The sequence below is a fragment of the Bradyrhizobium sp. MI1.3 genome, assembly GCF_055811695.1.
This window is the reverse complement of sequence record NZ_JBVVPQ010000043.1, coordinates 38,407-63,332: the sequence shown is the minus strand read 5'-3', so window position 1 is coordinate 63,332 and position 24,926 is coordinate 38,407. Positions and strand designations below refer to the sequence as shown.

Here is a 24,926-nt window from a genome sequence, read left to right as displayed (position 1 = left end):
AGTGCTGTGGTAGTGGCGGTGTGCACGTCATCGTGCGCTCTGTTGCGCCTAAAGCCGGCGATCTCCTTGTCGATTTTTACCGCAAATGACAAGGTCAAAGAACCTACCGCTCGCGCGGCGTTAACGTTGCAATGCTATGGCTTCCGGATTGATCACGAAGTCAGCCCCATCTCGGCTTGAACGAAAGGAGAGGACACGCAACTTTGGGCGAAGCGGGGATTTACGCCGCCGATCTTTCCCTTGTTCCACGGACGTGCTTCGAGACGTTCTCATTGATTCTTGGACATCGATCATGATGACTTCCTCGTTAATGAGGTTGGCCATTCTCAAGCCGATAAGTCCGAACCTGCGTCGGCTTTCAGACGATTGGAGACGTAGCGCCCAAACGTGCCCGCGCGGTAACCCGGTTTGGATCAGCAAACACCGTTCGGAATGATTTCTGGTATTGGCCCATCGGCGAAGTAACGTGACGCGTGTCGAGCGTCCGCTTATTGAGGAAGCGCAGACAAGCTTTGCTCAGGTTGAGTTCTTCGCATTTTGACCCGTAGCTGACTTCGTGGTCATCGCGTCCAGTTAGGGAACCAATATCGCAGTCGGTAAACTTCGATCTGCTCGGCAAGCCCTTCTCTAGGTCCTAGCCAGTACAAACTAGGGCGCCAAAGGATTGTGGCCATGTACTTCCTCACTGCCTGTCTGATCGTGGTCGTCTTGAGCGCCGCAGTGGCGTACCGTCGAGCTGGATCTCTACCACGAAACCTTCAGGGACGGCTGGACCGTCAGCCGCGGCGTGCGGCGATGTGGCCCGTCATGTGTGCAGGAATTTTTACACTGGGGCTGCTCGGACTTCATCATTTTCAAGGCTGGCAAGAATCCGGTCCCTTCGAAACGGACTATCTCCTCATGCTTATCCTGCTTATCACCTCTTTCTTTGGTGGTTGGTTTCTTGGCATCATTGGCTGGATTGATTGACCGACGACGAGCTGCCATGACTTTGGCATCTTCCTGTTGATGTCCGCTTCTGGCCCATCTCGGACATCCTGACCGGCGCCGATGATGTCCGTCCCCGGAGCTCAAGCGGAAGTAAGCAGCCAGGACACCGAAGGCCGCTCGTGACCACTCTAGACGTCAGATGCTCCAGGACCGCCTTCCCCTTGAGAGCGCAGCAGCGCCGCGGCGCGCCTGCGCTCAGCAGCGCGCGAGATCAAAATGCGAGGGGTACGCGGACATGTCAGTTCGCCGAGATTTGCATCCAGCCATACGCCATTCCTACGGCCTTACCAGCGCCGCCGTCATCGGAAACGCGCCACGCTGCCACGCCGAAACATAGCGTTAGCATCAAGTTGGTTAGCAATAGCAGGACTGAGAAGAAGTGGCTCACACGCGCACCCGAAACAGAACGTCCCTCCAGTACGGACACAGATGGAGGATTCGAAAACTGCAGCTGCGCTGACCTAACCGCCTTTTCCACAGGTTGTAGAATGCTGGATCAACAGGTTCGAACTGGGGAGCGCAGCCATCGAGCGTTTCGTGCGGAGCCGGGGACTTCGCGCCGCGCTGATCGTAGCTAAGCGGCACGGCAGGAGCTATTATCTTGTTCTTCTCGCTCGGGATCATTCGGTTTCAGGAGTCTGGCAGTGACAAAAATCTTACGAGGAATGCTCCTCGCGACCACGGTTCTCGCTGCTGCTAGTGCGGCGTACGCAGGGGGTGGCTGTGGCGAGGGCTGTCATAGGACAAGCGGTGGCGCATGTGTCGTTGACGGCTGGGGCACGGGAGCCAAGGTTCGGAACGAATGCCCGGCGACCTCTCGCCCCCGTCCACCCTGCGGCGGCGGGGATTTCATCTGGGACCGCACCAAACAGGCGTGCTTCCAAAATAACCGCAGCTGGTTCTGATCTCGCGCGCCATTTAGGCGCGCTGTACACAGCGCAATTTGATCTCACTGCGCGGCCTCAGCGTGGATACGAACGAGTTCAGTGGAACAGCTTGACCCTCATCTTGGCCAGTGCGCCGCTTCATGAGTCCGCTCTCGGCGGCGGCGCCGACGGGCTCGGTTCGCGTGCTTGGGATCAGGTGCGGACCTCCAGGCACGGAGCCGGATAGCGCTGGACTGCTATGATGGTTGTGCGGCCCTGCCGCCAGCTTACAGCTCAACTGCGGACTAGCCGTCTTGGCAGGGAATACCGAGGTTGTCACAAGCGAGAGCGAATGACTCTTTTGCTTTTGTATCCTCGAAGCAGAAGCGAGTGCCGACCTCTGCCTGATCGATCCACCAATCGACGTTACTGCCTTTCGCGATGCGGGAGGCTTCGCCGCGTAACAGGTCGAGTTGTCTTCCCGCAGCTCGAACGATCAGGCAATTGTTCTCTTTGGACACAATATCTTCTCCATGGCACAGGACGCCGAACTCGTTGGTACTAACAGCCGTGAACACGAAGGCCGCAGCAGGGGGACTGCTGCTGCGGCCCGCGCGGTCAAAAATAACGACTAGGTGAAATATGCAGCCAGCCCCGGTGCTATGATCGTACCGCAGCATCTCTGGCTCGCAATATGATGCAATTTCACAATCGGCAGAAGGCTTAACATGCATCAGTGCGCCGGCTCTCAAGTCCATGAGGATCGGGAACAACTGGCAATCTGGGTGCGTTCGCCTCCAGCTCCGGGCGATGTCTCGGAGCGGACGCGTAGAACTTCTGGCCTCAGGAATCATCGTCTGGGGCCGGCTTTTTTGCAGCATTGCGTTGGCGCCAGTTCGATTTAGCCGTTGCCTATGTCATTTGGCATATGAAAGGTGACGGTCGGAAGGCATCGGGACTTTTTGGCAATTCAGCGGAAGCTGGCGGAACTGTCCGGAGCATGAGGACTCTCCTCCATCGAACGAGAGACGCCCCCCGGCTTGAGGGCCTGAGGGTTGATGCCGAGGGCCGCTCCGCCAGCTCGAAAGAGAGGAGCCAGCAAGACCGCAAGCGGGGCAGTGATGCTAGGTTCCTACAGTTGTCAGGAGCCGCACATAGGTGCCGCTCTCATGCAGCTCCAGCCAGCCCTTCTCGACAGCGCACCTGATGCCGGCGCCGAACTCTGCGCCGCTTGCCTTGAGCGTGTAGAGGAAGGGGTAGTTTATCTTCTAGATATACCGCCTCGATGCCTGAAGCCAGCTGAACGAGCTGACGCGCGGCGGCTTCCGGACTGGCAAAACGGCGCTCGGTGACGTGCTTCATCGCTGGAATCAAAACCTCAAGCCCCCATGCTTGGCCTGACTTGCCCTCGACTGTCATGCCAGTTTGGGAGATATGCACAGATCCTGCGGCGCCGCATGCCGCACAGACCAGGCGCACGCCGACGCACGAAAATCGCAACCGAGCTTGGAAGGCATATTGCGTCAGTCAAACGTGTGGCCCGAGACATGGGAATTTTGCTCCGAACCAAGAGGAGCGGCTGCACAGAGACGTAGACGTATAAGTCGCTTGTAGAATCGCTCTATGCTGGCTCAGCCAAACCTTACGGGGAAAGCAGGGAATGGTTAGGCCCGGCGCGTCTTACCGGATAAGGACGCGTCGGGCCGCGAGTGCGTAAACGCGCATTACGCAAGCTGGCGGCGCCTTGTCTTGGGAGTCAGCCCACCACCCGGCCCGAGTTGTGCGAAGTGCTTTCGGTGGCCCGCTACTGATTGGTCAGCCGTCAGAACGTCTCGGTAATCTTGCTCAGGCGAGGTGGACGATCCGGGTCAAACCCGCAGGCCCGCGCCGTCTGCTCGATCATCCGATAGGCCGGAACCAGCATGGTGATCGGGTCGGTGGCGGGATCATCCGCGGCCAACCAGGGCAGCGAGCCACGCGGTCCGCCGCATAAATGAAGCGCGATGTTTTGCCCGCGCAATTCGTCTGCCAGCGCGTCCACCATGGCCGCCGTTTCATCCATCAGGCGCATCATGATAACCGGCGTGCGCGACGATAACGCAGCGCGCGGCCCATGCTGCAGCTCGGCGGCGCTCAGACCAATGGAAGGCAGGCGCAGGATTTCCGACAATTTGAGAGCGATCTCCCGCGCCGAGCCGAGGCCCAGGCCCCGCGCCGCCACAAAAACAGCTGACGCCTTGGCGAGACCATCGGCAATCCCGGACCAGTCGAGTGCCAACGCGCGGTGCAGGCGCTCGGGCAGCCTGTCGATGGCTGACCGCAGCGCATGATCTCCCGCCAGCTCGGCAACAAGTTGGGCGGCGGCGGCCATCGAGCCGATCACGGTCTTGGTCGCCGCTACGGAGTGCTCCTGGCCGGCCTCGATCGGAACCACGAATTCCGCTTCGTCAGCCACCGGCGACGACGTCGCATTGAGGATGGCGATGGTGCGGGCGCCCGCGGCGCGCGCCGATCTGGTCGCCGCGACAAGATCGGGGCTGCGCCCGGATTGCGAGATCACGATGAACAGCGCATGGCGCAGCATCAAGGGTGTACGAAATGCCGTGATCACCGAAGGAGCGCTGGCTGAAACGGGAAGGCGGAGCCGCGTCTCGACAAGGTATCTCAAGTAAACCCCGGCATGCCCGGAGCTTCCCCGACCGCATACGACGCACAGGGGCGCAGAGCCAATCCCAATTCGCTGTGCGATGTCGCGCGTTGAGGGGCGGTTACGAACAATATTGGCAACAACATCCGCGCTTTCTCCGATTTCGCTCGCCATCGCGGATGTCGTCACGGCTCGCGCGCTCCGCCTTGCTTCCGCGCCGCTTCCTTGGGATGCCGGTCAGGATGCGAGTCACGATCCCCGGCGAGCTCGGCAAACACGCGCCGAAGATTGCCGTCACAGTTTTTCAGGATAGTCTCGGCATCGACGCTGTCGACACCCAACGCCAGCAGGCCTGCCGTCTTGATGTCTCCCTCGGCCTGCTCAAGCCAGTGTGCTGCGTGCGACGGATCACAGCGCGCGATTTGCGCCACCATGGCCTCGGCGCGCCGCTTCAGCTTGGCATTGGTCGGCTGCATGTTCACCATCATGCCGCGGTACACCCGGCCAAGGCGCAGCATGATTCCTGAGGAGATCAGGTTCAGCACGACCTTTTGCGCGGTGCCCGCCTTCATCCGCGTGGAGCCGGCGATCAGTTCGCGGCCGGTCTCAATCAGCACCGGAAACTTTGCCGAGGCCAGCAGTACGGTGCCGGGATTGTTGGCAACGCCGATCGTCACTGTACTAAAAGAGCCTGCCTGCTGCAGCGCCGCGACCGTGAATGGCGTTGTTCCGCTGGCGGCAACGGCGATCACAATGTCGTGCGGCGTGAGCCGCGCGGCATTGATCTGTGTGACCGCGTCATCGATATCGTCCTCAGCACCTTCGATGCTGGTGACGAACGCGCTGTCTCCGCCGGCGACGATGAAGTGAACGCGCTGGCTGGGCCATGCGAAGGTCGGCATCAACTCGGCGCCGTCCTGGACCGCCACGCGGGCCGAGGTGCCGGCGCCGACATATACAATGCGTCCATGATCACCCAGCGCCGCTTTGGCCGCCTCGGTCGCCGCAGTAATCGCGGGAAGGGCATGGCCGATCGCCGCGACTGCCGCAAGCTGGCCCTCCCACATCGCTTCCATCGCCGACGCGAGCTGCCATGCATCGAGATCGGCAAAGCGGGGGTCGACTTGTTCGGTGGCCATATTGTTGATCCATGCTCCATTAAACGCGGAACTTTGAAGCCTGCTCCTGGTCAGCTTCTCTCTTGGGCAGGTCTTTGCTGGCCAACTCAAGCCGCCCTCGCGCCACCAGTAATGCGCCGGCCGCCGCGTCGGCATCAGGACACCTCAGGCGCGCGCGCAGGTCTGGCGTCAGCCACGGCGTAATGGCATCCGCGAGCCCGCCTACCAACGAGAGCCGGTCAATTCCTCTCGCCAGGAAAAGATCAAGCAGATCGCCAATGGTATCGGCCGCGCGTTCGACAATGCGACGGCCGACCGGATCGCCCTGATTGGCGTGCCGCATCACGATCGGCGCGAACGCTGCGTAGTCCGTGGCCCTGGCTTCTTCAGACCAGGCCACCGCCTGATAAGGATCATGATCGAAGGCGCCCAGCACCTCTGAAAGCAATGGGGTCAGCTCGCCGCGGCGATCCGCGGCCCGCAGCGCCAGTCGAACAACCTGCAGGCCGATGTCGGCACCGCTGCCTTCGTCCGACACGGGAAAGCCGTAACCGGCGAGACGGACTTCGCGGCCGTCGATCAGACCGACACCCACGGAGCCTGTGCCGGCTACCACGATGGCGCCATCCGCGCCGCTATGGGCGCCAAGGCAGGCCGCCAAGCCGTCGCTGATGAAGATCAGGGACGCAAAGGGATGCGCCATCTTGTTGAACGCTGCTTCCGCGCCCCGGCGGCCAAGACCGGCAAGGCCAATTCCGGCGTGCATCCGCGCGAAATCCTCGCGCGTCAGTCCGGCCTGTGCGGCGGCCGCTTCAGTGGCTTCCATGATGGACCGCCAAGCATTGTCAAAGCCAATCCGCGTCGTGGCTGGCCCCGAGCTCGCTGCACCGAGCAGCGTGCCATTTTCGTCCTCGATCCGGGCGCGGCAGCGAGTTCCACCGCCGTCAATGCCGAGATACGTGGTACCTTTTGTTCCCATGGAAAGTTAACGCCAAGGTTTCGCTCCGGGTCCCGCCGAAGCTGCCTGGTGTACATTTGAGGGCCTTCCACGGGAGTCGCCTCACGAGCCCGTGACTGCCATTCTCGGATCAATACAGATGGGCAACGCTGGTTATTCCGCTCCCACGATTTCCGCGCAGCACATCTTTGATGGTGCCGACATGCGCGGGCCAGGGTCGGTCAGAATCTCGCAGGGGCGGATTGAAAACATCACCTTCGGCGAGGCGGAGGCGCGCGCCTCAATCCATCTTCCCGCAGACGCGATCCTTGCACCCGGATTCATCGACATTCAGGTCAACGGAGGCGGCGGCGTTCTTCTCAACGACCAGCCGACGGAGGCTGGCGTCCGACGCATCGTTGAGGCGCACCGCAAGGCGGGGACCACCGGCTGCTTGCCGACCCTCATCACCGATCGCAGCGAGGTCATCGAGCGATTGGCTGCGGTCGGCCAGGCTTGCCTGAAGATTCCCGGCGTTCTCGGCTTTCATCTGGAAGGACCGGCCCTCAACAGGTCTCGCAAGGGCATTCATCCGGAAGCCGAGATACGCGTGCCCGATCGGCGCGATCTCGCGGCAATCAAAAGTTTTGGGGGGTGCGGCCGCTCCATGGTGACCTTGGCTCCGGAATGTGTGCCCGAGTCCATGATCGATGAATTGATCGGCGCTGGATTGCGTATCGCGGCCGGCCACAGCGACGCCACCGCAGCCGAAATCGGGCAGGCGGTCGATCGCGGTGTCTTGGGCGTGACTCATCTGTTCAATGCCATGTCGCAGTTGAGCGCCCGGGAGCCGGGCCTGGTGGGCGCCGCGCTTTGGGATGACCGGCTGTTTGCAGGGATCATCTGCGACGGCATCCACGTTGATCGCGCCGGTTTGCGCGTTGCGTTCCGCTGCAAGGGACGTGATCGATTGATGCTTGTCACCGATGCCATGCCATTGGCGGGCACCGACGACCGGCAATTCATGCTGCAAGGAAGGCAGGTCACATTGCACGAAAATCGCCTGACGGGCCCCGATGGCACACTCGCTGGCGCTCACCTCACCATGATCGAGGCGGTGCGCAACGCTGTTGAGCTGCTCGAAATCTCCCTTGTCGATGCTCTCATCATGGCCTCTCGGACGCCCGCGGCATTTCTGGGCCTTGAGTCCGCGCTTGGACGGATCGCGCCCGGACACCGCGCGGACCTTGTCGCCTTCAATCCGAACTTTGAAATCGTCGGCACATGGATAGGCGGTGTCGGTTCGATGGGCAGAGAACTTCACGCTGAAGATTGAAGGAGAGGACGCAAGTCGGCGGCCCGGTTCATAGCGGACCACCGACTCGCAACCGCGACACTGAGGCGGGCGGTGTTGGCCATCTCTTCCCGCTGGTGCTTGGGAAAGCCTCCAAGAGACCCGTCAAGCAACAGTGGCTGCCGTTCTCTCAGAACTCCGCAACGAAATCGCAACGAATTGGGTGAAGGGACCGTGAACAAAGCGGGACGGAAACGCCTGTCATCTCAATAAAAATCAATAACTTAGGAGATGTTCACTGCGTTCGGGACGCCGGGTTCGCAGGACGATGCCGACCTTCCGCCCATATCCACAAACAATGTCGTCGCTGGCGGTTCGGTTCTCGTATTGCCGACGGATCGGCCGACCGATCCGCCCGTTCAGGCCACCTAGCGATTTGAGATGGTTGCGGGTCCGTGGTTGTGCTGTCCGGCCCCTCGTATCGAGTGCTTGAAACCGGCCCTACCGAAGAATGTGGAGCCGAAAAGCGGTGGAGTCCAAAGAATGTGGCCCTCGATTCCATTGCCTCAGCGACGGCTCGGCATTTGGGGAAACCGTGGTAGAGCTTTTCACGTAGGGCGTGATCGCGTCCCTGATATTAGGATGACGACTACTTCTCGGTCAGCGTTTCGCTCAGGAATAGCGCGATCGCGCTTTCAAGATCCGTGGTGCTTCCATCTTCTTGCGTAACGGGCGACGTTCGGGGATAGAAATGCGTGGCGCCGGGCAAGTGCACGATCCGATGTGCAGGGACATGGCAGCATCTTGCCATTACGCTGACGGCATTTTGTTGAGCAGCGGTGGTCGCCTGGTCGATGCCGTGTCCGCGGCAGCGGAAAACTGCCCTCGCTCGACGTGGGCATCGGCGACGAGGTGCGCCGCGATCAGGTGATCGCCCGGGTCGTGCAGACCGAGACCGAGCAGCGCCTTCAGCAGGCGAGGGATGTTCTTCGCGAGCGCGAGCATGTCGAGCTCACCGGGGCGATTTCGCGCGAGATCGATGCCATGCTCCTTGTCTTTGGAGCCCCTGGCCAGCTTATCGCTGGCGGGGCAGGAGCACGGCCGGACCATCCCATTAGCGGACTTCCCTCCGTTCACCGACTCGACCGGCGGCAACAAAGTGACGGCCGACTCGCGAGAGAACAACGAAAGTTGCTTGGACTGGAAATTCCGCGATCCGAAGCACATATCATCGGCATGGTGACAATTGTGCAATGCACTTGCGGTGCTGAGTACAGACGCACCGAAGAGAAGTTCCTGGTACCGCATACAGGTGACGCGGTCTGCGCAATCTGCGGAGCTGCTCTGGAATCGTGGCAGGAAAGCACCCACGTTCCCAGTTACCAACTTATTGAACGTCCGAAGACGAAGACGGAGTGACAGAATGAAGCGGACTCCAGATGAAACCGATCTCAAGCAGCGATCGGCGTGAGGTCCCTTATTGGCCCGAATCTGAGAAACTCGACACTTACCTCTGGCTTGGCTGACAGGGATAACCGGACCTCGTCCGCGCCGGCCGCCAACTCCGTGTCTGCCCCGCCAAAAAAGGGGTAAAGTGCTCCAGGGTCACATCTGAGGAGTAACAACATGACCCTACTCCCCAAGTTAATTCGTGCGATCGACCGGCGTGCCTTCGCGATCATGGGCAACACGATGCCGCCCCAAGATCCTGATGATGACGAAGAGGAAGACGACGAAGAGGAAGAGGAAGAGGAAGAGGAAGAGGAAGAGGAAGAGGAAGAGGAAGACAAAACCGACGAACCGCCGGTCGTGCGCGAGCCGGATGAAGACTAAGCAGGGTCCTTATACGTAGCCTGAGCTTCGGAGAGCGTGATCCCCAGCCTGCGTGCCGGCGCGCTCGTGCGTCCGGCGGCTTTCAAGGTCGGTCTAATTCCGAGAGAGCAGCGGACAGGCGCTGAATGGACCACGGGTTCTCGGCGCACACTCTCGGCGTTCGCGGGTAGAGGAGGCGAGCATGACCCTCATATGGCTTGGTGTGCTCCTTGTTTTCGGCGGCGTGCTCCAAATGGCGTTTCAGCCCATTTGGCGAGGCCGACTCAGCGGTGGAAGGCGGCTTCGCTCCGGGCGTGATACGCTGGAGCCTGAAAGACCGGGTAGCGGCTTCGGCATCAAATCGAACTGGCCTGGACTTGTGATGGTCGCGCTTGGCGGCGCTTTTTTGCTGGCCGGTGCTGCCATCTGAGTTGAAACGAATGTCTCAGGCGTTGCCCGTTATCTGGCCAGGCCAATGTGCCAGAGCCATGTCTCCTCCTGGCCCGTGGCTGCCTTGATCCCACGCTGCCAAATGTCGGCTGATAGGGACAGACCGGAAATTTGCGGATGAGAATTGGCACTTTTGACGAAGCGGATATTGAAGGCGCCTAGTTCGCGCATCATCCCTCCGGCACGTCGGCTAGGCAGCTCTGCATTTGGGGTTTATCCGACGTTCCGCCGTCTTCATGAAGGATGGCTTCCCTGGTGGGCGAGGACCTACGCCGATTTGACCTACCGTTTAAGCGGAAGATCGGAGGAAATATCGCAGATTTGCGCCATGTGAGGAAAAGCGGTAGCGGTCTCCCGCTACCATGTATCCCCCACTATTGTGGTGGGCCTGAGGAAAGACCTCGCCGCCTATCAGGCCTAGGCACCGACAAAGCGCGGCGAGGCTGCCATCGCGAACGCGGTTTATCACGCGATTGGCAAACGAGTTCGCAGCCTCCCCATTCCTATCGAGAGCATTATCGACCAAGGCATGGGCAAGCCCAGGTTAGGCTAAGTCAACGGACACCAACTTCGGCAAACCAAGCTAAGGTGCAGAAAAGGGATACCACCTGATACCCGTTGAAGCCCTTCCATTCTCGAATGGCTGCTTCTGGCGCAAAGTGGTCGATGGGATATACGAACTTAGATTTCGATAGCGATCACTGGATGGACTAGCTCAAACTTCGCCATGATGGATTGGATCGAGAGTTCAAGCTTTACAAGCGGTTAGAAGGCCACGTGTGCACGATGTGTGCACCGGGAGATCAAGAAATATCTCATTAAAAGCTATGTGGGCCTCTCCTGACGAGCCTCGCACGTTGACGCAACCGCAGACATCGAAATACCGGCGCGTAGGCGAGCGCTGACGAGCAGCCTCAGAGTGCGGAGGCGGGATGCGTCACAGCCATTCTGAGCATTGGCGCAACCCCCAGTACCATCGCGAGTGCGACTTGCACGAGACTAGTCGAGGTGGGCACGTCACGTTTTGTTGGCTTTATCTTCCGGTCTCTTTTGGTGCGCACAGCCTCGTCGTGTGGCTTACACCGATCTCTGTTGCGCATCGCATGCTCCAGAGCTTGTCGGACCGGTAAACCTTACCGCGGACGATTGCATTCCAACGCCAACTACATTGGTTGCCGGCCGCGCGACGCCGCGGATACCACAATCGAGGACAGCTGCGCGGGCACCGCGTAGCCGCAGCCCCAAGTGGCAGCAGGCGGCGGTACACCGGTTTCTCTCACGAGGTCGAGCCCTTTCGGAACTCGCTTGGATCCAACGCGACCGGAATCCTTTTTGTGCCTTCAAAATCGATAACACATCCCGTCGGCAGTGCCAGCAGCACCGGCATCCTAGGAGTGCAAGGAAACCATCACGGGTTCGCACGTTCATTATCGTCTTCCTTTGCTTGCGCGATCTCCGGATGGATTTGGATGCGTGCCATGGACTGAATGATGCTGGATGCGAACAGAACCGTGCCCTTGAAGTAGCCAGGATGAGGAGCCCGGTACCAGCTGCATGGGGATCCGCGCTTCTGGAGTTTGCTGCGGCATGTCAATGGCCAAGGGCGCCCGTCTTCACGCGCTCGCGCAGGCGCTGGAACGTCACGTAGAGCATCGGCACCAGGAAGATCCCAACAGAGCTCGCTGCAAGCATGCCTGCGAACACGGCTGTGCCGACGGCCCTGCGGCTGAGCTCGGCGGCGCCGGTCGCAATCACAAGCGGCAGGAGACCAAGGATGAAGGCAACGGAAGTCATCATCACTGCGCGGAAACGCATATATGCGCCCTGGATCGCGGCTTGCTCGAGCGCCACGCCCGCCTCACGCTGCTCCTTCGCAAACTCGACGATCAGGATGCCGTTTTTGGCGGCGAGTGCGATCAGCACCACGAGTCCGATCTGACCGTACAGATCGAGATTGACGCCAGCGACCTTGATGCCGACATAGGAGCCGAGCACGCCGACCAGGACCGACAACAGGACCGGGATCGGGATAATCGTGCTCTCATAGAGCGCGACCAGGAACAAATACGCGAACAGCACGGCAAGCGTGAGCACAATGCCGGTCTGGCCAGCGGCCTGTTGCTCCTGATAGGCGGTACCGGTCCACTCAAAACTGTAGCCCGCAGGCAGTACGGCATGAGAAACGTCGGCCATCGCTGTGAGCGCGGTGCCTGATGAGACACCGGGCGCCGGGCTACCGTTCACCGTCACTGAGCGATAATTGTTGTAGCGGGTGATCACCTGAGGTCCGGTCACGATCTTGATCCCGGCGAGCGATCTGATCGGCACCATTTGGCCGTTGGCGTTGCGCACGAAGATTTGCCAGATGTCCGAAATATCGGCGCGATCGAGCGCTTCGCCCTGAACGTTGACCTGCCAGGTGCGGCCAAACCGATTGAAGTTGTTGACGTAGATGCCGCCGAGCGTCGCTTGTAGGGCCGTGAAGATGTCGCTGATTGTCACTCCGAGCGCCTGAGACTTGCGGCGGTCGATATCGAGATAGATCGACGGATTGGTTGCAGTGAAGGTCGAAAAGACGCGCGAGAGCCGTGGGTCGGCGTTGGCGGCGCCGATCAGCGCACCCGTGACACTGGAGATTTCGGCCGGGTTCTGTCCTTCCAATGCTTGGAGTTGGTATTCGAACCCGCCGCCGGTGGAGAGCCCGATGATCGGCGGCAGATTGAACGGCAGGACATTGCCTTGGCGGATCTGCGCGCCAGCGGCGAAGGTTTGGCCGATCAGCGCTCGCGCAGAATCTGTTGCTGCCTTGCGATCGGCAAACGGCTTCAGGCGCGTGACCACCAGCGCGCTGTTCGGTTCGGATGCGCCGTCGAGCAGGGAAAAGCCGATGATGGCAAGAACATGATCGACCGCGGGCATCTGCTTCAGGATGCGTTCGACCTGTTGGGTGATTTCGCTGGTTCGTGCCACCGACGCGCCGTCCGGCAGTTGTACCGAGGTGAAGAAGGCTCCCTGATCTTCCTCGGGCAAGAAACCCGTCGGCGTGATCAGCGACATGCCGAAGATGCCGGCGCCGAATAGGGCAATCAGCAGGAGCGAGAGCCCCGCCTTCCGCACCAAGCGGCGCACGCCGCTGCTGTAGCGGTCCCGCAACCAGTCGATGCCGCCAAGCACACGACCGATCAGGCCACGCCGCGGCCCGGTGTGGCGCAGGAACAGCGCGCATAGCGCCGGCGACATCGTCAGTGCATTCAGTGCCGAAATCATCATCGCGGCGCTGATTGTCACTGCAAACTGGCGAAACAGCGTGCCGGATATGCCGGGAATGAAAGCGATCGGCACGAAGACGGAGAGCAGTACCAGCGTGATCGCGATGATCGGCGCCGTGATCTGTACCATAGCCTTCTTGCTGGCCTCGGCGGGAGAAAGCGAGGGCTCCTCCTCCATGATCCGCTCAACATTCTCAACGACGACGATGGCGTCATCGACCACGATGCCGATGGCGAGCACCATGGCGAGCAGGGACACCGTGTTGGCCGAATATCCGAGCACCAGCAGCACGGCGAAGGTGCCGATCAGGCTCACCGGAACGGCAACGGCCGGGATCACGGTGGCCCGGAGATTGCCGAGGAACAGGTACACCACGATCACGACCAGCAGGAAGGCCTCGCCTAGCGTCTGTAACACTTCCGCGATGGTGGCACGCACGAAGCTCGTTGAGTCGTATTGGACGAGGTAGCTCAGCCCGGTGGGAAAATGCTGCGACAGCCGCTGCATCGTCGCTGTCACCGCCTGTGCGGTGGTCACCGCATTGGCACCTGGTGACAGATAGATCGCGATCGGCACGGCCGCACGTCCGTCGATCCGCGCTTCGCTGTCGAGATTTTGCGCGCCCATCTCGACGCGGGCAACGTCGCCCACGAGCAGCGATGAACCGTCCGGATTGGCGCGCAGCACGATTTGGGTGAATTGATCGACGGTGGCGAGCCTGCCCAGGGTCTGCACATTGAACTGGAACTGCTGGTCGTCGCTGATCGGGCGCGCGCCGATGCGGCCGACCGGGGCCTGGACGCTTTGCGTACGGATCGCGGCAATGACGTCCGACGGCGTGAGATTGAGGCTGGTGAGCCGCTGCGTGTCAAACCAGATCCGCATCGAGTAGTTCATCTTCGCGAACAGGTTCGCCTGGCCGACCCCCGGCGTGCTGGCGATCGCATCAAGCACGTTGATGATTGCATAGTTGGTGATGAAGAGCGGGTCCTGTTGGCCATTTCCGCTGTAGAGTACGAGGAACTGCAGGATCGACGAGGAGCGCTTGTGCACCGTCACGCCCTGCTGCTGTACTTCGGTGGGCAATTGCGACAGAGCACTCTGCACGCGGTTGTTGACGTTGACGGTGTTGATGTCGGGGTTGGTACCGAGCGCGAACGAAACCGTCAGTGTGTAGCTGCCGTCATTGGCGCTAGTCGACTTCATGTAGAGTGCGCGGTCGCTTCCAATGATCTGCGCCTCCAGCGGCTGGGCGACACTGCTCTCTACAACCTCGGCGGACGCGCCAGGGAAGATGCCGGCGACCGTGACCTGTGGCGGCACGATGTCTGGAAATTGTGCCACCGGGATTTGCGCCAGCGCCAGTGCGCCGGCAATCGTGATGATGAATGCGATCACCATCGAAAGCCGCGGACGATCGATGAAGAGGGCGGACATCATGGTTTGTTATCCGCCGGACCAGCCTTGCCGGAGGGGCCGTGATCCGTTTGCGGAGCCGTGCCATCTGCGGCGGCTTTCATGCTCGACAGGATCCGCGCGCTGGCTGGTCCTGGCGACACGGTCTGGCCGGGACGAACCCGCTGCAGGCCTTCGACAATCACCTTGTCGCCGGCCGCAAGTCCGGCGATCACCGCCGCGACAGTCGGGGTCGATTGCCCGAGCTGGATGCGACGCTGTTCGGCTTCGTTGTCGGCGCCGACAGCGAGAACATAGTTGCCCTGCTGATCGGAGAGCACGGCCGAGCGAGGGATCACCAGCACCTCGACCGGCTGAACGCCCTCAAGCACTACGGTCACGAACTCGCCATCGGTCAACTCGTGAACGGAGACGCCGGCCGCCGAGGGCGCCCGCAGGATCGGATTGGCGATCTCGCCACGCACGGTGATCGTATCAGTGCTCTGGGCGATGGTATTGTCGACAAAGTTCAGCTTGCCGGTTTTTCCGTACATTCGCCCGTTCGGCAGTCGCAGCCTGATGACCACGGCTTCCAGACCGCCTTGCGGCGCGTATCGTTCGCGCAGCTCCAGTCCCTGACGCACCGGCACGGGAAAGGTGACATACATCGGGTCTTGGCTGACGATGCTGGTCAGTACCCCCGAGCTTGGACTGACGACGTTGCCCACCGTCACCGCCGTTCGTCCGATCTTGCCGGCGATCGGCGCGCTGATCACTGTGTAATCGAGATTGATCTGAGAGGCCTGGACCCCGGCTTGCGCGGCTCGCACCTGGGCTTCGAGGCTGCGCTGGTTCGCGATTGCTGCGTCGTAGGTGGACTGTTGCCCGGCAGGGCCTCCGAGCAAGGTCCGCGCGCGTTCGGTCGTCAGCTTGGCATTCTCGAGTGTGGCCTCAAGCTGGGACACCTGCGCCTGTTTCGATGCGAGATCCGATTCGAAAGGGCCACGCTCGAGCCGATAGAGCTCATCGCCTTTGCTGATTTCGGCGCCTTCCTCGAACAGGCGCCGTTCCAGAAATGCAGTGACGCGAGCAACGAGGTTGACCCGATTAATCGCCTCGATCCGCCCGAGAAATTCACTGCTCTCGGTGATCGGCCGCTTGGCCGCTTCCACGATGCCGACCGCGGGTGGCGCGGCCGAAGTCGACTGGGTTTGGGCCGATCCGCCGGCGGTGACCATCAGGAGAGTGACCCCCAGCAGCCTGATCGAGACGCCAGCAAAGGTCATTGTCCGCTCCTTGCAACGGATCCGGAGCCGGGTCAGTGCTTCACCGGCGCCTCGCTACTCCCGCCGCATGCGATTGCTGCGCGCGGGTTCGTCGTAGCCCTTGCGGCGGCTGTGGAACATCAGCCCGATCAGTCCGCAGCCGGTGACCAGCATCAGGATTGCAGCGCCTCCCAGGATGACGTTGCGGTAAAGCGGCATGGACGGCGTTGCCTGCCATACCGCCACGCAATACCAGGTTGCCGCAACGAGAAGAGCTGCCAGGAAGGTCCCAACGACCCATCGTTTCGTGATGCGCAAGGCTGCCTCCTTCGTCTGATTGGGACTGGTGCCGGCTTCGCGGAGTATCTGTCGACCGCGGATTGCGCGAGGACGCGTTGTTAGCGCCACCGCCATCCGCAACGGCGACGACCGCGATGCCACCAGCACACCCAGCGACGCCGGCGCGGCCGGCCCCATCCCCGACGACGAGACGGCGGTCCCCATTGTGCTTGCGTCGGGAGGTCTGGTTGCTCGCTCGGCCGGCCGAGATCGTGAGCAATAGGCATTGCTTCCGCGGCCTCAATGAAACGAACCCCGATGGCGCCGATCGCCACGGCAGCGACGGCATTCTGAGCAAAGCCAAGGAAAGCCCGACGGCTCGGTGTGTCCATCATGTTTCTTCTCCTTTGTTAGGCGGTTCGCCGCGCCGCCTGAAGCGCGTAAAGCAGCCAGGCGAGGCCGTGCGAAATCAGGTCGACGCCAAGCAGAAATCCGAGGGCCCAGACGCTGATGGCCGGAAAGCCGAATAGAATCAGCACGCCGGCGAGCAGCCCAAAAATGCCCGAGATCAGCATCATCCATCCGTTCTGCCGCCAATGGGCGAAGCTCAGCACGCATCGAATGACGCCTGAGGCGAACAGCACCGCGCCGAGGAGGTAGGTGAGGATCAGGGCACCCGAGGCGGGCTGGGTAAGCAGCACAAGGCCGAAGGCGGCGTAGAGCGCGCCGAGCAGGATCTGCCATAGGAACCCACCCCATCCCTTGGTCCAGAATGCATGGATGATCTCGAACGCGCCGGCCGCGATGGCCATCAGCCCGATGAACTTGACGCTGATGATGGTTGCGAACGCCACGTCGCTGAGAGCTGCGAAACCGGCGGCGATCATCACGATTCCGAGAAGGGCACAGACCCACAGCGGAGGGCCGCCCAAAGCCTCGATATCGGAGCGGTCGTCATAAACTGTCATCCCATCCTCCTGGTCTGCGTGATGGTCGGCACGCTTGGGACGCTAGCGTCGAACCTCCGCTATCGACATCCGACGAAACCCTGAGCGATGGGGCGGGAATGTTCTCGTGGGCCACGAGCGGAGCGATTGTGTGCTCGATCGCCTTTGCAAGCTATCGCGGGCCGCGCGGACCCAGCGTCAGGTTAGTGACGCCGGCGGCCAGGTTGATCCCGATCGATCGCTCGATCGACAGGGGTTGCAACATCACGCTCCGTCGCGAGCCACCGATCAGGACGTTCGCGCCGAGCCCGGGGCCGAACGCAAAGCTGCCGCTCGCGCCGACATAGTTGCCGCGCAAGGTGGCGGATCCGATCCGCGAGTTTTTGGCGAGCACGGCCCAAGACAAGGTGCCTGCGCTGGTCACGCCGATATCAAGGCCGACACGCCGGATTCGTCCCTCATAGATGAACTGCCTCGGCGGATTTCTTGCAAAGAATGTGCAGCGCAACGACTGCACCGATCCGAGCACAAGCCCGACGCGCGGGTTGCTGAAGCACAGGAGCCGGCCGACCCTGAACGTTTCGGCGCGCGCCGGCAGGGCTGCGACGCATAGCAACGCGGACGTGCCGAAGACTGCCACAAACCGCATCATTCGCATTCAGGCCTCCACTTGACTGTTGGTATCGGAGAGCGCGCTCCTCGGTCGGCTGTCCTGGCGGAACCAGAATGTGATGCCGAGTCCGATCAGCAGCACTGCGCCCAGCAGGAAGAAAAAGACGGACTGCTTCAGCCAGGATATCGCCGGGACGGCAATGCCCATGGCAAGGCCGAGGAAAGAGATCTGCAGCGATAGAAGGTTGACGCCCGCGAGGAACGTGCCGAGCGCAAGCAAAGTCAGCAGGACAAGGCCGGTCGCCGGGGTCGGAAGCAATTGCTGAACGCCCGAGACCAGAATGATGTTCATCGTGACCAGCACGGCGACCCAGTGCAGCGCCTGGGTCCAGATCAAGCGGAGCCGGGCCTCCTTGCCTTGGGTTTCCGGCCATTTGGTGACGACGCACACGATGCAGATGGCAAGCGCCAGGAATTCCCAGTAGCCGACGAGAGGTTGGTGGGAAACGTTAGTATAGGCGACGCCCGCGATGGCAAGCACCAGCGCCACGACATAAGGAAGCTGCTGCCACAGGAATTGAGCCATTGTCGATTGAGGCGAGGGAGGATCGGTACCCTCCTGCCGTGGCGCCCCGCTCTGGTTCATGGGGTCCTCACTCACGATTCACCGCTGTTGAACGTCTGCTTGAACTCGTCGCCGAGGTAGTCCTCGACATAGAATCGGATGATTGCGACACGGCCGATCGCCACCAGCGGCATGGCGAGCGCGATGCCCAGGACGCCGAACAGCGCACCGAGCAGGACGATGGCGACCAACGTCCAGGCAGGAGGGATCTCGACGGCCTGGCGCTGGATCAGCGGACCGATCACATAGCCTTCGACAGACTGGATGATCGAGTAAATGAGGACGGCCCAGATCAGCAGGGAACTGCCGAGCGGCATTGCGACCAGCGCGATCGGTATTGCGGCTACGATTGGTCCGACATAGGGAATGAAATTCGACAGGCCCGCCTGCAGTCCGAGCACGAAGGGTCCAGGCAACCCAATGAGGTAGAGCGCGGCCCAGACCCACAACGTCATGAGTATGACGCGGATGAACTGCCCGACGAGCCACAGCCGCATGACATTGCCCATCTCGTCCATGACCGTTCTCGCCCGCTGGCGCTGGGAGGGCTTCACCAGCATGACCAGGCTTTCACGGTGGCTGGTTGGGTCTAGACCAAAGAGGATCCCGAGGAACAGGACCACTAGGACACCGGTCAGAAGGCTCGACGCTCCGCCAAGCAGGAACTGAGCATGGCTGAGAAACCGGCCTTGGTCCGAGAACAGCCACTGCGCAAAGTCGCGGCCCCATTCCGGACCGAGCAGATCCACGCCATATGACAGAAGATGCTCCTGCAGGATGTCGAGCTGGTTGTCCATGACCTTCAGCAAGAGGCGCGTCTGCTCCGGCAGCTTGCCCGCGCCCCAGATCAGTCCAAATCCCGACAGAGCGGAGAACAGCAACAGAACCAGCGTCAGCCGCGAGGCGCGATTGAGCGGGAGGACGGCCGCCAGGGCCCTTGCGCAAGCATCCAGAAACGCGGCGAATAACACGCCTGCAAAGATCAGCAGGAGACTCGAGACCGTCTGCCACACCAGAAACAGCAAGACGCAGGCAGCCACCAGGCCGAGCCCGGTTGCGAGAATGCCGCGTCGTGTGCCGTTCTCCGGCACGACGGCGGAGCCATCGCGTGGAGCGATCTCGCAGAGTCTCTCCGGTGCTGTCCTGGACTCGTTCATGGTATCGGTTCAATCGCCGTCGCCTGTGGTACCTAGGCCCGGACGCGCCGGCTGCCAAAGTGCGGATGCTTTCCTCCGCGATGACGCCAGTAGCGGTGCTTCGTCGGGTTCGTATTGGTGTTTGGAGCTGCTTTCTCCGGTGGCGACGCGCCGGCGCCGCTTTGGGCAGACACGCCGGTCTCAGTCGATTGGGCCAGCGACACGGTTGGAAAGGCGCAGACCGCCATCGATCCGTATATGATCAAGGCGCCACAGATGGCCCGTGTGCTCATATTCGCCTCCATGCAACTAGGGACAAAGATTCAAATCGATATGGCTCCGGTTGCGAGTGCGTAAACGCCGGCGCACGCGGCAATCGTGATCGCTGCAAAAAGCATAGCTTCGAATGGCCCGAAGATCGTTTCCTTGCGCTCGCGTTTCGCAAGCAGGAACAGCAGAGTGCCGGGTGCATAGAGGATGGACGACAGCAAGAGAAATTTCGGTCCGCCGGCGTAGATCATGCCAGCTGCATAGATCGTTGCGATAGCCGATCGGATCCAGTCGGTGGTGCGAGCGCGCTCGCCCGCGCGGTAGGTCTCGCCCGACCAGGCAAGCTTTAAGCCGTACGCCGCGACAATGAAATACGGGATCAGCGTCATCGCGCTCGTCATCTTCAACGCGAGTGTGAACGCGTACTCCGCAAACCAGGCGACCAGCAGAAAGATCTGGATGACGCAATTTGTGAGCCAGAGCGCGCCGGCAGGGACCTTGTGCGCATTCACCCTGGCAAGAAAGGAAGGCATGGTGCGGTGGATCGCCGCGGAATGCAGGATCTCGGCCGCCAGCAGTGACCAAGATAGGTAGTTGCCGAGAACCGAGATCAGGAGCGCCAGGCTGATGAATACGCCGCCCCAGCGGCCGACAATCGCTTCCATCACGCCAGCCATGGATGGCGTCGGAAGATCCGCCAGTTCAGCCCTCGGCAACACGCCGTAGGACAAGAGCGTCACGAGAACGAGCAGGCCGAGCACCGTCAGAAATCCGGCAATGGTTGCGAAGCCGATGTCGGCACGGCTCCGGGCGTAGCGGGAGTAGACGCTCGCGCCTTCAATTCCGACGAACACGAACACGGTTAGCAGCATCGTGCCGCGAACCTGAGAAGACACACTCGACGCATCCGACTGCTCCGTTCCGTGGAAATTAACGGCGAACAGATCGCCGTTAAAAGCAATGACGGCGGTGCCAATGAACAGCAAAATCGGGATGATCTTTGTGTAGGTCGCAATCGTATTGAGGGTGGCTGCGCTCTTGATGCCGCGCAGCAGCAAAATGTGCACTCCCCACAGCAGGACAGACGCCGAAGCGATCGCCACCGGAGTTGTCCCGTCGCCGAACACGGGAAAAAACTGCCCGAGCGTTGCCTTGATCAAGACGAGACAGGCGACGTCTGCAAGACAGCAACCGATCCAGTACCCGACGGCTGAAGCAAAGCCGATGTAGTCGCCAAATCCGGCTCTGGCATAGGCATAGATCCCGGCATCAAGGTCGGGCTTGCGGTGTGACAACGTCTGGAACACGAAAGCCAGCATCAGCATGCCGCTGCCCGCGATAGCCCAGGCGATCATTGCTCCAAGCGCACCCGTGGTTCGTCCGAACGCCGCAGGTAGTGCGAAAATGCCGGACCCCACCATCGAGCCGATCACGAGCGCGATGAGAGCATTCCGCGAGAGTTTCTGGTCGGCCGCATTCGGCGGGGGAGCCATGACGGGATGGCCTTCCAATCCGGGATGCGACGGGCATTGATGCCCGCCGCATTGGAGAGGACATTAGACGTGGCTTTCCCCTTCGCACATCCGGGATTCTCTGTAGGCAGCGAGGGCAGGAAATTGACGTACTGTAAGGTTGGGCATCGCCCTCAAGTTTTTGGGGGAGGGGCAGTCGCGATTTGACCGGGACCGGATGATGGCCCGGAAGCGGCCGCCAAAAGCACGACGCTGAAACGGCAGAACTCGCCGGCCTTCGCGAGCTCAGCCGCTATGCATCGGGCGTGCAGGGACGCTGCGTCCTGATTGGCGAGCTCGCATCCGGTCCCATCGGGCGAGAGACCGTATTTGTCGACGATATGAAAGTAGAAGCGCATACCGGCCGGATTAGGCCGGATCGCGGCCGTTTTCCCCAAACGCGTAATGCGTCTCCGCCCAAAGGAGGACACTTCCGGCGGTTTCGATTACCGGTTCGTAATCACCGTGCTCAGGTGCGCAGTAAAAAGCTGTGCGATAGGGTGATTGTCCTTGCCAACTCTCGGGTGATTGTCCGATGCCGTCTACTGATACCCAGAGATAGCATGACCTGATTAGCGAGCTCTGGCAGGAGACAGGCAATGTCGAACTATGATCCGAACGTGACGACGGCGGGAGCGGGCGGCGGCGAGGCAATCGCGGTCAATGCTGGACTGCGTAGCTACATGCTGCGCATCTACAACTATATGGCTGCCGGCATCGGCCTAACGGCCGTTGTTGCGTGGCTCACCTATCAGCTCACTAGTCCTGCACTGCTGCAGAGCCCGTTGATGTGGGTCTTCATACTGGCGCCGCTGGGTTTGGTCTTCTTCATCGGCTCGCGGATCAATACGCTGTCGGTGTCGACCGCGCGTCTGCTGTTCTTCATCTATGCGGCGCTGGTCGGCGTGTCGCTCTCGACGCTGCTCCACATCTACACCAGCGCCTCGATTTCGCGCGTCTTCTTCATCACCGCGGCGACGTTCGGGGCGCTCAGCGTCTTTGGCTATACCACAAGGCGCGACCTATCCGGTCTCGGCACCTTCCTGTTCATGGGCCTTATCGGGATCATCATCGCCACCCTGGTGAATCTGTTCCTGCAATCCAGCGGGCTTGACTGGCTGATCTCGATTGTGGGCGTCGGCGTGTTTGCCGGGCTGACGGCCTACGACACGCAACGGATCAAGGCGATGCATGACAGCCGGGACGACGAAACAACCAGAGACCGCAAGTCGGTGATTTCAGCGCTGTCGCTGTATCTCAACTTTATCAACCTGTTCATGATGCTGCTGCGTCTGGTCGGCAACCGCCGCTAAGTGGCTTCAGGCCGCCGGCCGCTCCGCGGCGCTTGCGAGTGCGTCGCGCAGAGCCTGTTCTTTGGCGTCGTCCAGGGACGTCTTCAGCACGGTCCCTCCGGCGTCCTTGATCTCCTTCAAGACCTTGTCCGCAGTCATATTCTTGATCAGCACGAACAAGGCGGCGTTGCCCGTGTGAAGTGATACTGATAATTCCTTCATGAAGGAGTCGTCGATGCCGAAATCGGACAGTGCGCCGCCAAGTGCGCCGGAAGCTGCTCCGACGGCGACACCGAGGATCGGATTGAGGAAGATCATGCCGATCAGAAGTCCCCAGAAACCGCCGGTCACCGCCCCCATCGACGTCGTGTTGACGAGCTGATTGAGCTTGATGCCGCCGGAATCCGTCTTCACGGCGATCACTGCGTCGCTGATTGTGATCAGATATTCCTTCTGCAGCTTGAGCAGCCGCTGACGCACTTCCTCGGCCTTCGCCTCGGATGGATACACGATCGCTACTAGATCGGACATGCAAACCTCCTGCTGGATCAAGCTCCGCCGCGACCAAGACGATGCGCCGACCGGTGCAACCGTGCCACTGGCGGAACGCGCTGTCGAACACTAGCTTTCGATCGGTCGGCTTGGGATCGGAGAAAACCCTGAGGCGTGGGGATGAATGTTCCTGATCGTTGTTGCTGGAGGGTCGCCTGAGGCTGACCTTATCCCGGCCGAGAGGTATGCGCCCCAGCCATCAGCGCGCCAAACAGCAGCGCCAGGATGAGGAGGAACATGCTGGCCGCAGGCCACTGGCAGAGAACGCGATTGGCCTTCTCTAGGCAGCCAACGGACCTATGGCAGCTGCGTTGAAAAAGACCGAGTATGCTGGCGACCATTTTCCAGCGCGTCGAATAGGCATCCGGATGCGGCCAGGGAGCGACCAGGATCGCCAGCACAACGCCACCCAGGACGGAGGAGAGTGTTTTGGTGAGAGTCTCGACCGCAAAGAAACCGGACACCGAACCGTGCGAGACGGCTAGATAGGAATCCCAAGGCAACAGGCCGAGCGATAGCGAGCACAGGGCCAGCACAAGCGCCGCGATGTTCCGGACGTGTAGTGCAGGACCGGTCGATGCAATCCGCTCGACCGTAGGCACCAGCGCGTGAGCCAGGACCAAGATAACGTAGGCCGCTGTAAGCATTCCGCCCGCCTCGAGCACGACCGCCCACCACCACTGCCCCCTTTCGGCTGCGGCACGAAGCAACAGCTCTTTTGCCAGCGACGCACCGCTCGGCTGTACGTCTACCAACGCGATGCCGGCGAGAGCAAAAGCTAAGACGCTCAATGGCATCGTTCTCACCAGACCACGCAAGTCTGTGAGGCGATCATGACCCAGCCTCGCATAGATCGATCCGGCAGCCATGAACATTGCTGCTTTGGCCGTGGCATGGGAGACGGCAGCATCGCCAGGATGAAGCCGACTGCGGCCGTCAGGAACTCAGTCATTGTACAGCGCTCGGACCAGAGCAGCCTCCTCTTCGGCAAGCTCGGCGACCGCGGGATTTTCGATATTCAGACAGTGATAGAGGATATGCGCGTCATCCTCTGCGGCCGGCACGGTGCCTGGTAGCAGGCTCGTCAGCGTTGCAAACACGTTACGACGAAAGCCGCGGGGAAGACGGGTTGAATATGCGATAAACCCCGAGTGCAGCGGCAGCCGGGGGGTCGAGTGCCCGCCTCGCGACGTCCACTCCGGCAACAATGGAGTGATATAAGAAGAGCAATGTCAGTCGCGAGATGGCGCCAGGTGAGCGCCGCGATCTGCCAGGTTCCAGCCAATGCAAGCTCGTCCACGTTGCCGCCGCGACGGCGACTGCCGCGGCAGGAACGTCATCGAGAGCGGCGCCGGAAAGTACCAACCAGAGGCAGAGGAACGAAGCCGCGCGGGACGTCGCGCTCCACCAGGACGCGCCGGCTGTGGCGCCCGTGAGCGCATCTGGCTTTCCCGCGGACCCTCTCACAGGCGATTCCTCGATTGGCGACGGATGGCGCCGTCCCGTGCGGTGCTTCGAAAATCCGGCATCGTGTATTGACTGGCGGGTGTCCGGCGGCACGACTGTCGGTGTCTGCAGCCGGGTATCCTTCGACGTGCGGATGCGTGAGTTGGCGTAGCGATACAGCAGCATCCACACCGGCTCGAATGGCGTCCACG

Annotated in this window: 25 protein-coding genes and 1 pseudogene; 7 read left to right on the top strand and 19 right to left on the bottom strand. The window is 61.1% G+C overall.

Going from position 1 to position 24,926, the window contains the following annotated elements; genetic code table 11:
• The 3 genes from AC0L3A_RS26935 to AC0L3A_RS26925 all read left to right on the top strand — a co-directional run.
• On the top strand, positions 1 to 180 hold a 180-nt coding region (locus tag AC0L3A_RS26935), incomplete at its 5' end, for a hypothetical protein (protein WP_473255458.1).
• A gap of 492 nt (positions 181 to 672) precedes the next feature.
• Positions 673 to 969: a hypothetical protein gene (locus AC0L3A_RS26930; RefSeq protein ID WP_007595380.1), complete on the top strand. Its 297-nt coding sequence runs from the start codon at positions 673 to 675 to the stop codon at positions 967 to 969.
• A 686-nt stretch (positions 970 to 1,655) separates the two neighbouring features.
• Complete coding sequence (locus AC0L3A_RS26925) at positions 1,656 to 1,895, top strand: hypothetical protein (RefSeq protein WP_083869850.1); 240 nt, start codon at positions 1,656 to 1,658, stop codon at positions 1,893 to 1,895.
• Between the two features lie 266 nt (positions 1,896 to 2,161).
• On the opposite strand, the gene AC0L3A_RS26920 is transcribed toward AC0L3A_RS26925, so the two are convergent.
• The 4 genes from AC0L3A_RS26920 to AC0L3A_RS26905 all read right to left on the bottom strand — a co-directional run bounded on the left by AC0L3A_RS26920 (position 2,162) and on the right by AC0L3A_RS26905 (position 6,600).
• The gene (locus tag AC0L3A_RS26920; RefSeq protein WP_245285916.1) at positions 2,162 to 2,629 is read right to left on the bottom strand and encodes a hypothetical protein; all 468 of its coding nucleotides are present in this window, start codon (positions 2,627 to 2,629) and stop codon (positions 2,162 to 2,164) included.
• 1,049 nt (positions 2,630 to 3,678) lie between these two features.
• Positions 3,679 to 4,677 carry an SIS domain-containing protein gene (locus AC0L3A_RS26915; RefSeq protein ID WP_473255457.1) on the bottom strand — a complete coding sequence of 333 codons (999 nt, stop codon included), beginning with the start codon at positions 4,675 to 4,677 and terminating at the stop codon, positions 3,679 to 3,681.
• A gap of 11 nt (positions 4,678 to 4,688) precedes the next feature.
• On the bottom strand, positions 4,689 to 5,642 hold the full coding sequence (locus AC0L3A_RS26910; protein WP_219685409.1) for an N-acetylmuramic acid 6-phosphate etherase: 954 nt from the start codon (positions 5,640 to 5,642) through the stop codon (positions 4,689 to 4,691).
• 19 nt (positions 5,643 to 5,661) lie between these two features.
• Positions 5,662 to 6,600, bottom strand: coding sequence for a glucosamine kinase nucleotide-binding domain-containing protein (locus AC0L3A_RS26905; RefSeq protein ID WP_007601187.1), 939 nt, complete (start codon positions 6,598 to 6,600; stop codon positions 5,662 to 5,664).
• A 118-nt stretch (positions 6,601 to 6,718) separates the two neighbouring features.
• Between AC0L3A_RS26905 and nagA the strand changes: the two genes are divergently transcribed.
• Positions 6,719 to 7,894 (top strand): N-acetylglucosamine-6-phosphate deacetylase, encoded by a 1,176-nt coding sequence (nagA, locus tag AC0L3A_RS26900; RefSeq protein WP_007601189.1) that lies wholly within the window; start codon positions 6,719 to 6,721, stop codon positions 7,892 to 7,894.
• 768 nt (positions 7,895 to 8,662) lie between these two features.
• Here nagA and AC0L3A_RS26895 read toward each other — a convergent pair.
• Positions 8,663 to 8,962, bottom strand: a complete 300-nt coding sequence (locus AC0L3A_RS26895; protein WP_473255456.1) for a hypothetical protein — start codon at positions 8,960 to 8,962, stop codon at positions 8,663 to 8,665.
• 516 nt (positions 8,963 to 9,478) lie between these two features.
• On the opposite strand from AC0L3A_RS26895, the gene AC0L3A_RS26890 reads away from it, so the two are divergent.
• Positions 9,479 to 9,685 (top strand): hypothetical protein, encoded by a 207-nt coding sequence (locus AC0L3A_RS26890; RefSeq protein ID WP_473255455.1) that lies wholly within the window; start codon positions 9,479 to 9,481, stop codon positions 9,683 to 9,685.
• A gap of 181 nt (positions 9,686 to 9,866) precedes the next feature.
• A complete protein-coding gene (locus AC0L3A_RS26885; protein WP_007601192.1) occupies positions 9,867 to 10,094 on the top strand; it encodes a hypothetical protein in 228 nt (75 codons plus the stop codon).
• A 1,610-nt stretch (positions 10,095 to 11,704) separates the two neighbouring features.
• Here AC0L3A_RS26885 and AC0L3A_RS26880 read toward each other — a convergent pair.
• The 10 genes from AC0L3A_RS26880 to AC0L3A_RS26835 all read right to left on the bottom strand — a co-directional run bounded on the left by AC0L3A_RS26880 (position 11,705) and on the right by AC0L3A_RS26835 (position 21,783).
• The gene (locus AC0L3A_RS26880) at positions 11,705 to 14,824 is read right to left on the bottom strand and encodes an efflux RND transporter permease subunit (protein ID WP_473255454.1); all 3,120 of its coding nucleotides are present in this window, start codon (positions 14,822 to 14,824) and stop codon (positions 11,705 to 11,707) included.
• A complete protein-coding gene (locus AC0L3A_RS26875; protein WP_007601198.1) occupies positions 14,821 to 16,065 on the bottom strand; it encodes an efflux RND transporter periplasmic adaptor subunit in 1,245 nt (414 codons plus the stop codon). The genes AC0L3A_RS26880 and AC0L3A_RS26875 overlap by 4 nt, the downstream gene beginning before the upstream one ends.
• Before the next feature lie 54 nt (positions 16,066 to 16,119).
• Positions 16,120 to 16,362, bottom strand: a complete 243-nt coding sequence (locus AC0L3A_RS26870; RefSeq protein ID WP_007601199.1) for a hypothetical protein — start codon at positions 16,360 to 16,362, stop codon at positions 16,120 to 16,122.
• A gap of 80 nt (positions 16,363 to 16,442) precedes the next feature.
• A complete protein-coding gene (locus AC0L3A_RS26865) occupies positions 16,443 to 16,715 on the bottom strand; it encodes a twin-arginine translocation signal domain-containing protein (RefSeq protein ID WP_354128989.1) in 273 nt (90 codons plus the stop codon).
• An 18-nt stretch (positions 16,716 to 16,733) separates the two neighbouring features.
• A complete protein-coding gene (locus tag AC0L3A_RS26860) occupies positions 16,734 to 17,291 on the bottom strand; it encodes an HdeD family acid-resistance protein (RefSeq protein ID WP_007601201.1) in 558 nt (185 codons plus the stop codon).
• 151 nt (positions 17,292 to 17,442) lie between these two features.
• A complete protein-coding gene (locus AC0L3A_RS26855; protein WP_007601203.1) occupies positions 17,443 to 17,928 on the bottom strand; it encodes a DUF992 domain-containing protein in 486 nt (161 codons plus the stop codon).
• Complete coding sequence (locus AC0L3A_RS26850; RefSeq protein ID WP_219683143.1) at positions 17,929 to 18,528, bottom strand: hypothetical protein; 600 nt, start codon at positions 18,526 to 18,528, stop codon at positions 17,929 to 17,931.
• A gap of 11 nt (positions 18,529 to 18,539) precedes the next feature.
• Positions 18,540 to 19,664 (bottom strand): AI-2E family transporter, encoded by a 1,125-nt coding sequence (locus AC0L3A_RS26845; RefSeq protein WP_007601206.1) that lies wholly within the window; start codon positions 19,662 to 19,664, stop codon positions 18,540 to 18,542.
• Positions 19,665 to 19,966: 302 nt separating this feature from the next.
• Positions 19,967 to 21,406, bottom strand: a complete 1,440-nt coding sequence (locus tag AC0L3A_RS26840) for a basic amino acid/polyamine antiporter (protein ID WP_007601209.1) — start codon at positions 21,404 to 21,406, stop codon at positions 19,967 to 19,969.
• A gap of 152 nt (positions 21,407 to 21,558) precedes the next feature.
• Positions 21,559 to 21,783 carry a DUF6894 family protein gene (locus tag AC0L3A_RS26835; RefSeq protein ID WP_083869979.1) on the bottom strand — a complete coding sequence of 75 codons (225 nt, stop codon included), beginning with the start codon at positions 21,781 to 21,783 and terminating at the stop codon, positions 21,559 to 21,561.
• A 240-nt stretch (positions 21,784 to 22,023) separates the two neighbouring features.
• On the opposite strand from AC0L3A_RS26835, the gene AC0L3A_RS26830 reads away from it, so the two are divergent.
• A complete protein-coding gene (locus tag AC0L3A_RS26830) occupies positions 22,024 to 22,737 on the top strand; it encodes a Bax inhibitor-1/YccA family protein (RefSeq protein WP_007601210.1) in 714 nt (237 codons plus the stop codon).
• 6 nt (positions 22,738 to 22,743) lie between these two features.
• On the opposite strand, the gene AC0L3A_RS26825 is transcribed toward AC0L3A_RS26830, so the two are convergent.
• The 4 genes and pseudogenes from AC0L3A_RS26825 to AC0L3A_RS26810 form a co-directional block, all read right to left on the bottom strand.
• On the bottom strand, positions 22,744 to 23,247 hold the full coding sequence (locus AC0L3A_RS26825) for a DUF1269 domain-containing protein (protein ID WP_007601211.1): 504 nt from the start codon (positions 23,245 to 23,247) through the stop codon (positions 22,744 to 22,746).
• Between the two features lie 188 nt (positions 23,248 to 23,435).
• Positions 23,436 to 24,158, bottom strand: a pseudogene (locus AC0L3A_RS26820) (proton-conducting transporter transmembrane domain-containing protein); the annotation flags it as partial.
• 54 nt (positions 24,159 to 24,212) lie between these two features.
• The gene (locus AC0L3A_RS26815; protein WP_245286008.1) at positions 24,213 to 24,473 is read right to left on the bottom strand and encodes a Na+/H+ antiporter subunit E; all 261 of its coding nucleotides are present in this window, start codon (positions 24,471 to 24,473) and stop codon (positions 24,213 to 24,215) included.
• Positions 24,370 to 24,900, bottom strand: coding sequence for a Na+/H+ antiporter subunit E (locus tag AC0L3A_RS26810; RefSeq protein ID WP_245286009.1), 531 nt, complete (start codon positions 24,898 to 24,900; stop codon positions 24,370 to 24,372). The genes AC0L3A_RS26815 and AC0L3A_RS26810 overlap by 104 nt, the downstream gene beginning before the upstream one ends.
• Between the last annotated feature and the right edge of the window lie 26 nt (positions 24,901 to 24,926).

What these genes read in the sequence shown, in the direction of transcription:
- AC0L3A_RS26930 (WP_007595380.1), top strand. Translation starts at nt 673, where the DNA reads ATGTACTTCCTCACTGCCTGTCTGATCGTGGTCGTCTTGAGCGCCGCA.
- AC0L3A_RS26925 (WP_083869850.1), top strand. Translation starts at nt 1,656, where the DNA reads ATGCTCCTCGCGACCACGGTTCTCGCTGCTGCTAGTGCGGCGTACGCA.
- AC0L3A_RS26915 (WP_473255457.1), bottom strand. Translation starts at nt 4,677, where the DNA reads ATGGCGAGCGAAATCGGAGAAAGCGCGGATGTTGTTGCCAATATTGTT.
- AC0L3A_RS26910 (WP_219685409.1), bottom strand. Translation starts at nt 5,642, where the DNA reads ATGGCCACCGAACAAGTCGACCCCCGCTTTGCCGATCTCGATGCATGG.
- AC0L3A_RS26905 (WP_007601187.1), bottom strand. Translation starts at nt 6,600, where the DNA reads ATGGGAACAAAAGGTACCACGTATCTCGGCATTGACGGCGGTGGAACT.
- nagA (WP_007601189.1), top strand. Translation starts at nt 6,719, where the DNA reads ATGGGCAACGCTGGTTATTCCGCTCCCACGATTTCCGCGCAGCACATC.
- AC0L3A_RS26895 (WP_473255456.1), bottom strand. Translation starts at nt 8,962, where the DNA reads ATGGTCCGGCCGTGCTCCTGCCCCGCCAGCGATAAGCTGGCCAGGGGC.
- AC0L3A_RS26890 (WP_473255455.1), top strand. Translation starts at nt 9,479, where the DNA reads ATGACCCTACTCCCCAAGTTAATTCGTGCGATCGACCGGCGTGCCTTC.
- AC0L3A_RS26885 (WP_007601192.1), top strand. Translation starts at nt 9,867, where the DNA reads ATGACCCTCATATGGCTTGGTGTGCTCCTTGTTTTCGGCGGCGTGCTC.
- AC0L3A_RS26880 (WP_473255454.1), bottom strand. Translation starts at nt 14,824, where the DNA reads ATGATGTCCGCCCTCTTCATCGATCGTCCGCGGCTTTCGATGGTGATC.
- AC0L3A_RS26875 (WP_007601198.1), bottom strand. Translation starts at nt 16,065, where the DNA reads ATGACCTTTGCTGGCGTCTCGATCAGGCTGCTGGGGGTCACTCTCCTG.
- AC0L3A_RS26865 (WP_354128989.1), bottom strand. Translation starts at nt 16,715, where the DNA reads ATGGACACACCGAGCCGTCGGGCTTTCCTTGGCTTTGCTCAGAATGCC.
- AC0L3A_RS26860 (WP_007601201.1), bottom strand. Translation starts at nt 17,291, where the DNA reads ATGACAGTTTATGACGACCGCTCCGATATCGAGGCTTTGGGCGGCCCT.
- AC0L3A_RS26855 (WP_007601203.1), bottom strand. Translation starts at nt 17,928, where the DNA reads ATGCGAATGATGCGGTTTGTGGCAGTCTTCGGCACGTCCGCGTTGCTA.
- AC0L3A_RS26850 (WP_219683143.1), bottom strand. Translation starts at nt 18,528, where the DNA reads ATGAACCAGAGCGGGGCGCCACGGCAGGAGGGTACCGATCCTCCCTCG.
- AC0L3A_RS26845 (WP_007601206.1), bottom strand. Translation starts at nt 19,664, where the DNA reads ATGAACGAGTCCAGGACAGCACCGGAGAGACTCTGCGAGATCGCTCCA.
- AC0L3A_RS26840 (WP_007601209.1), bottom strand. Translation starts at nt 21,406, where the DNA reads ATGGCTCCCCCGCCGAATGCGGCCGACCAGAAACTCTCGCGGAATGCT.
- AC0L3A_RS26835 (WP_083869979.1), bottom strand. Translation starts at nt 21,783, where the DNA reads ATGCGCTTCTACTTTCATATCGTCGACAAATACGGTCTCTCGCCCGAT.
- AC0L3A_RS26830 (WP_007601210.1), top strand. Translation starts at nt 22,024, where the DNA reads ATGTCGAACTATGATCCGAACGTGACGACGGCGGGAGCGGGCGGCGGC.
- AC0L3A_RS26825 (WP_007601211.1), bottom strand. Translation starts at nt 23,247, where the DNA reads ATGTCCGATCTAGTAGCGATCGTGTATCCATCCGAGGCGAAGGCCGAG.
- AC0L3A_RS26810 (WP_245286009.1), bottom strand. Translation starts at nt 24,900, where the DNA reads ATGCTGCTGTATCGCTACGCCAACTCACGCATCCGCACGTCGAAGGAT.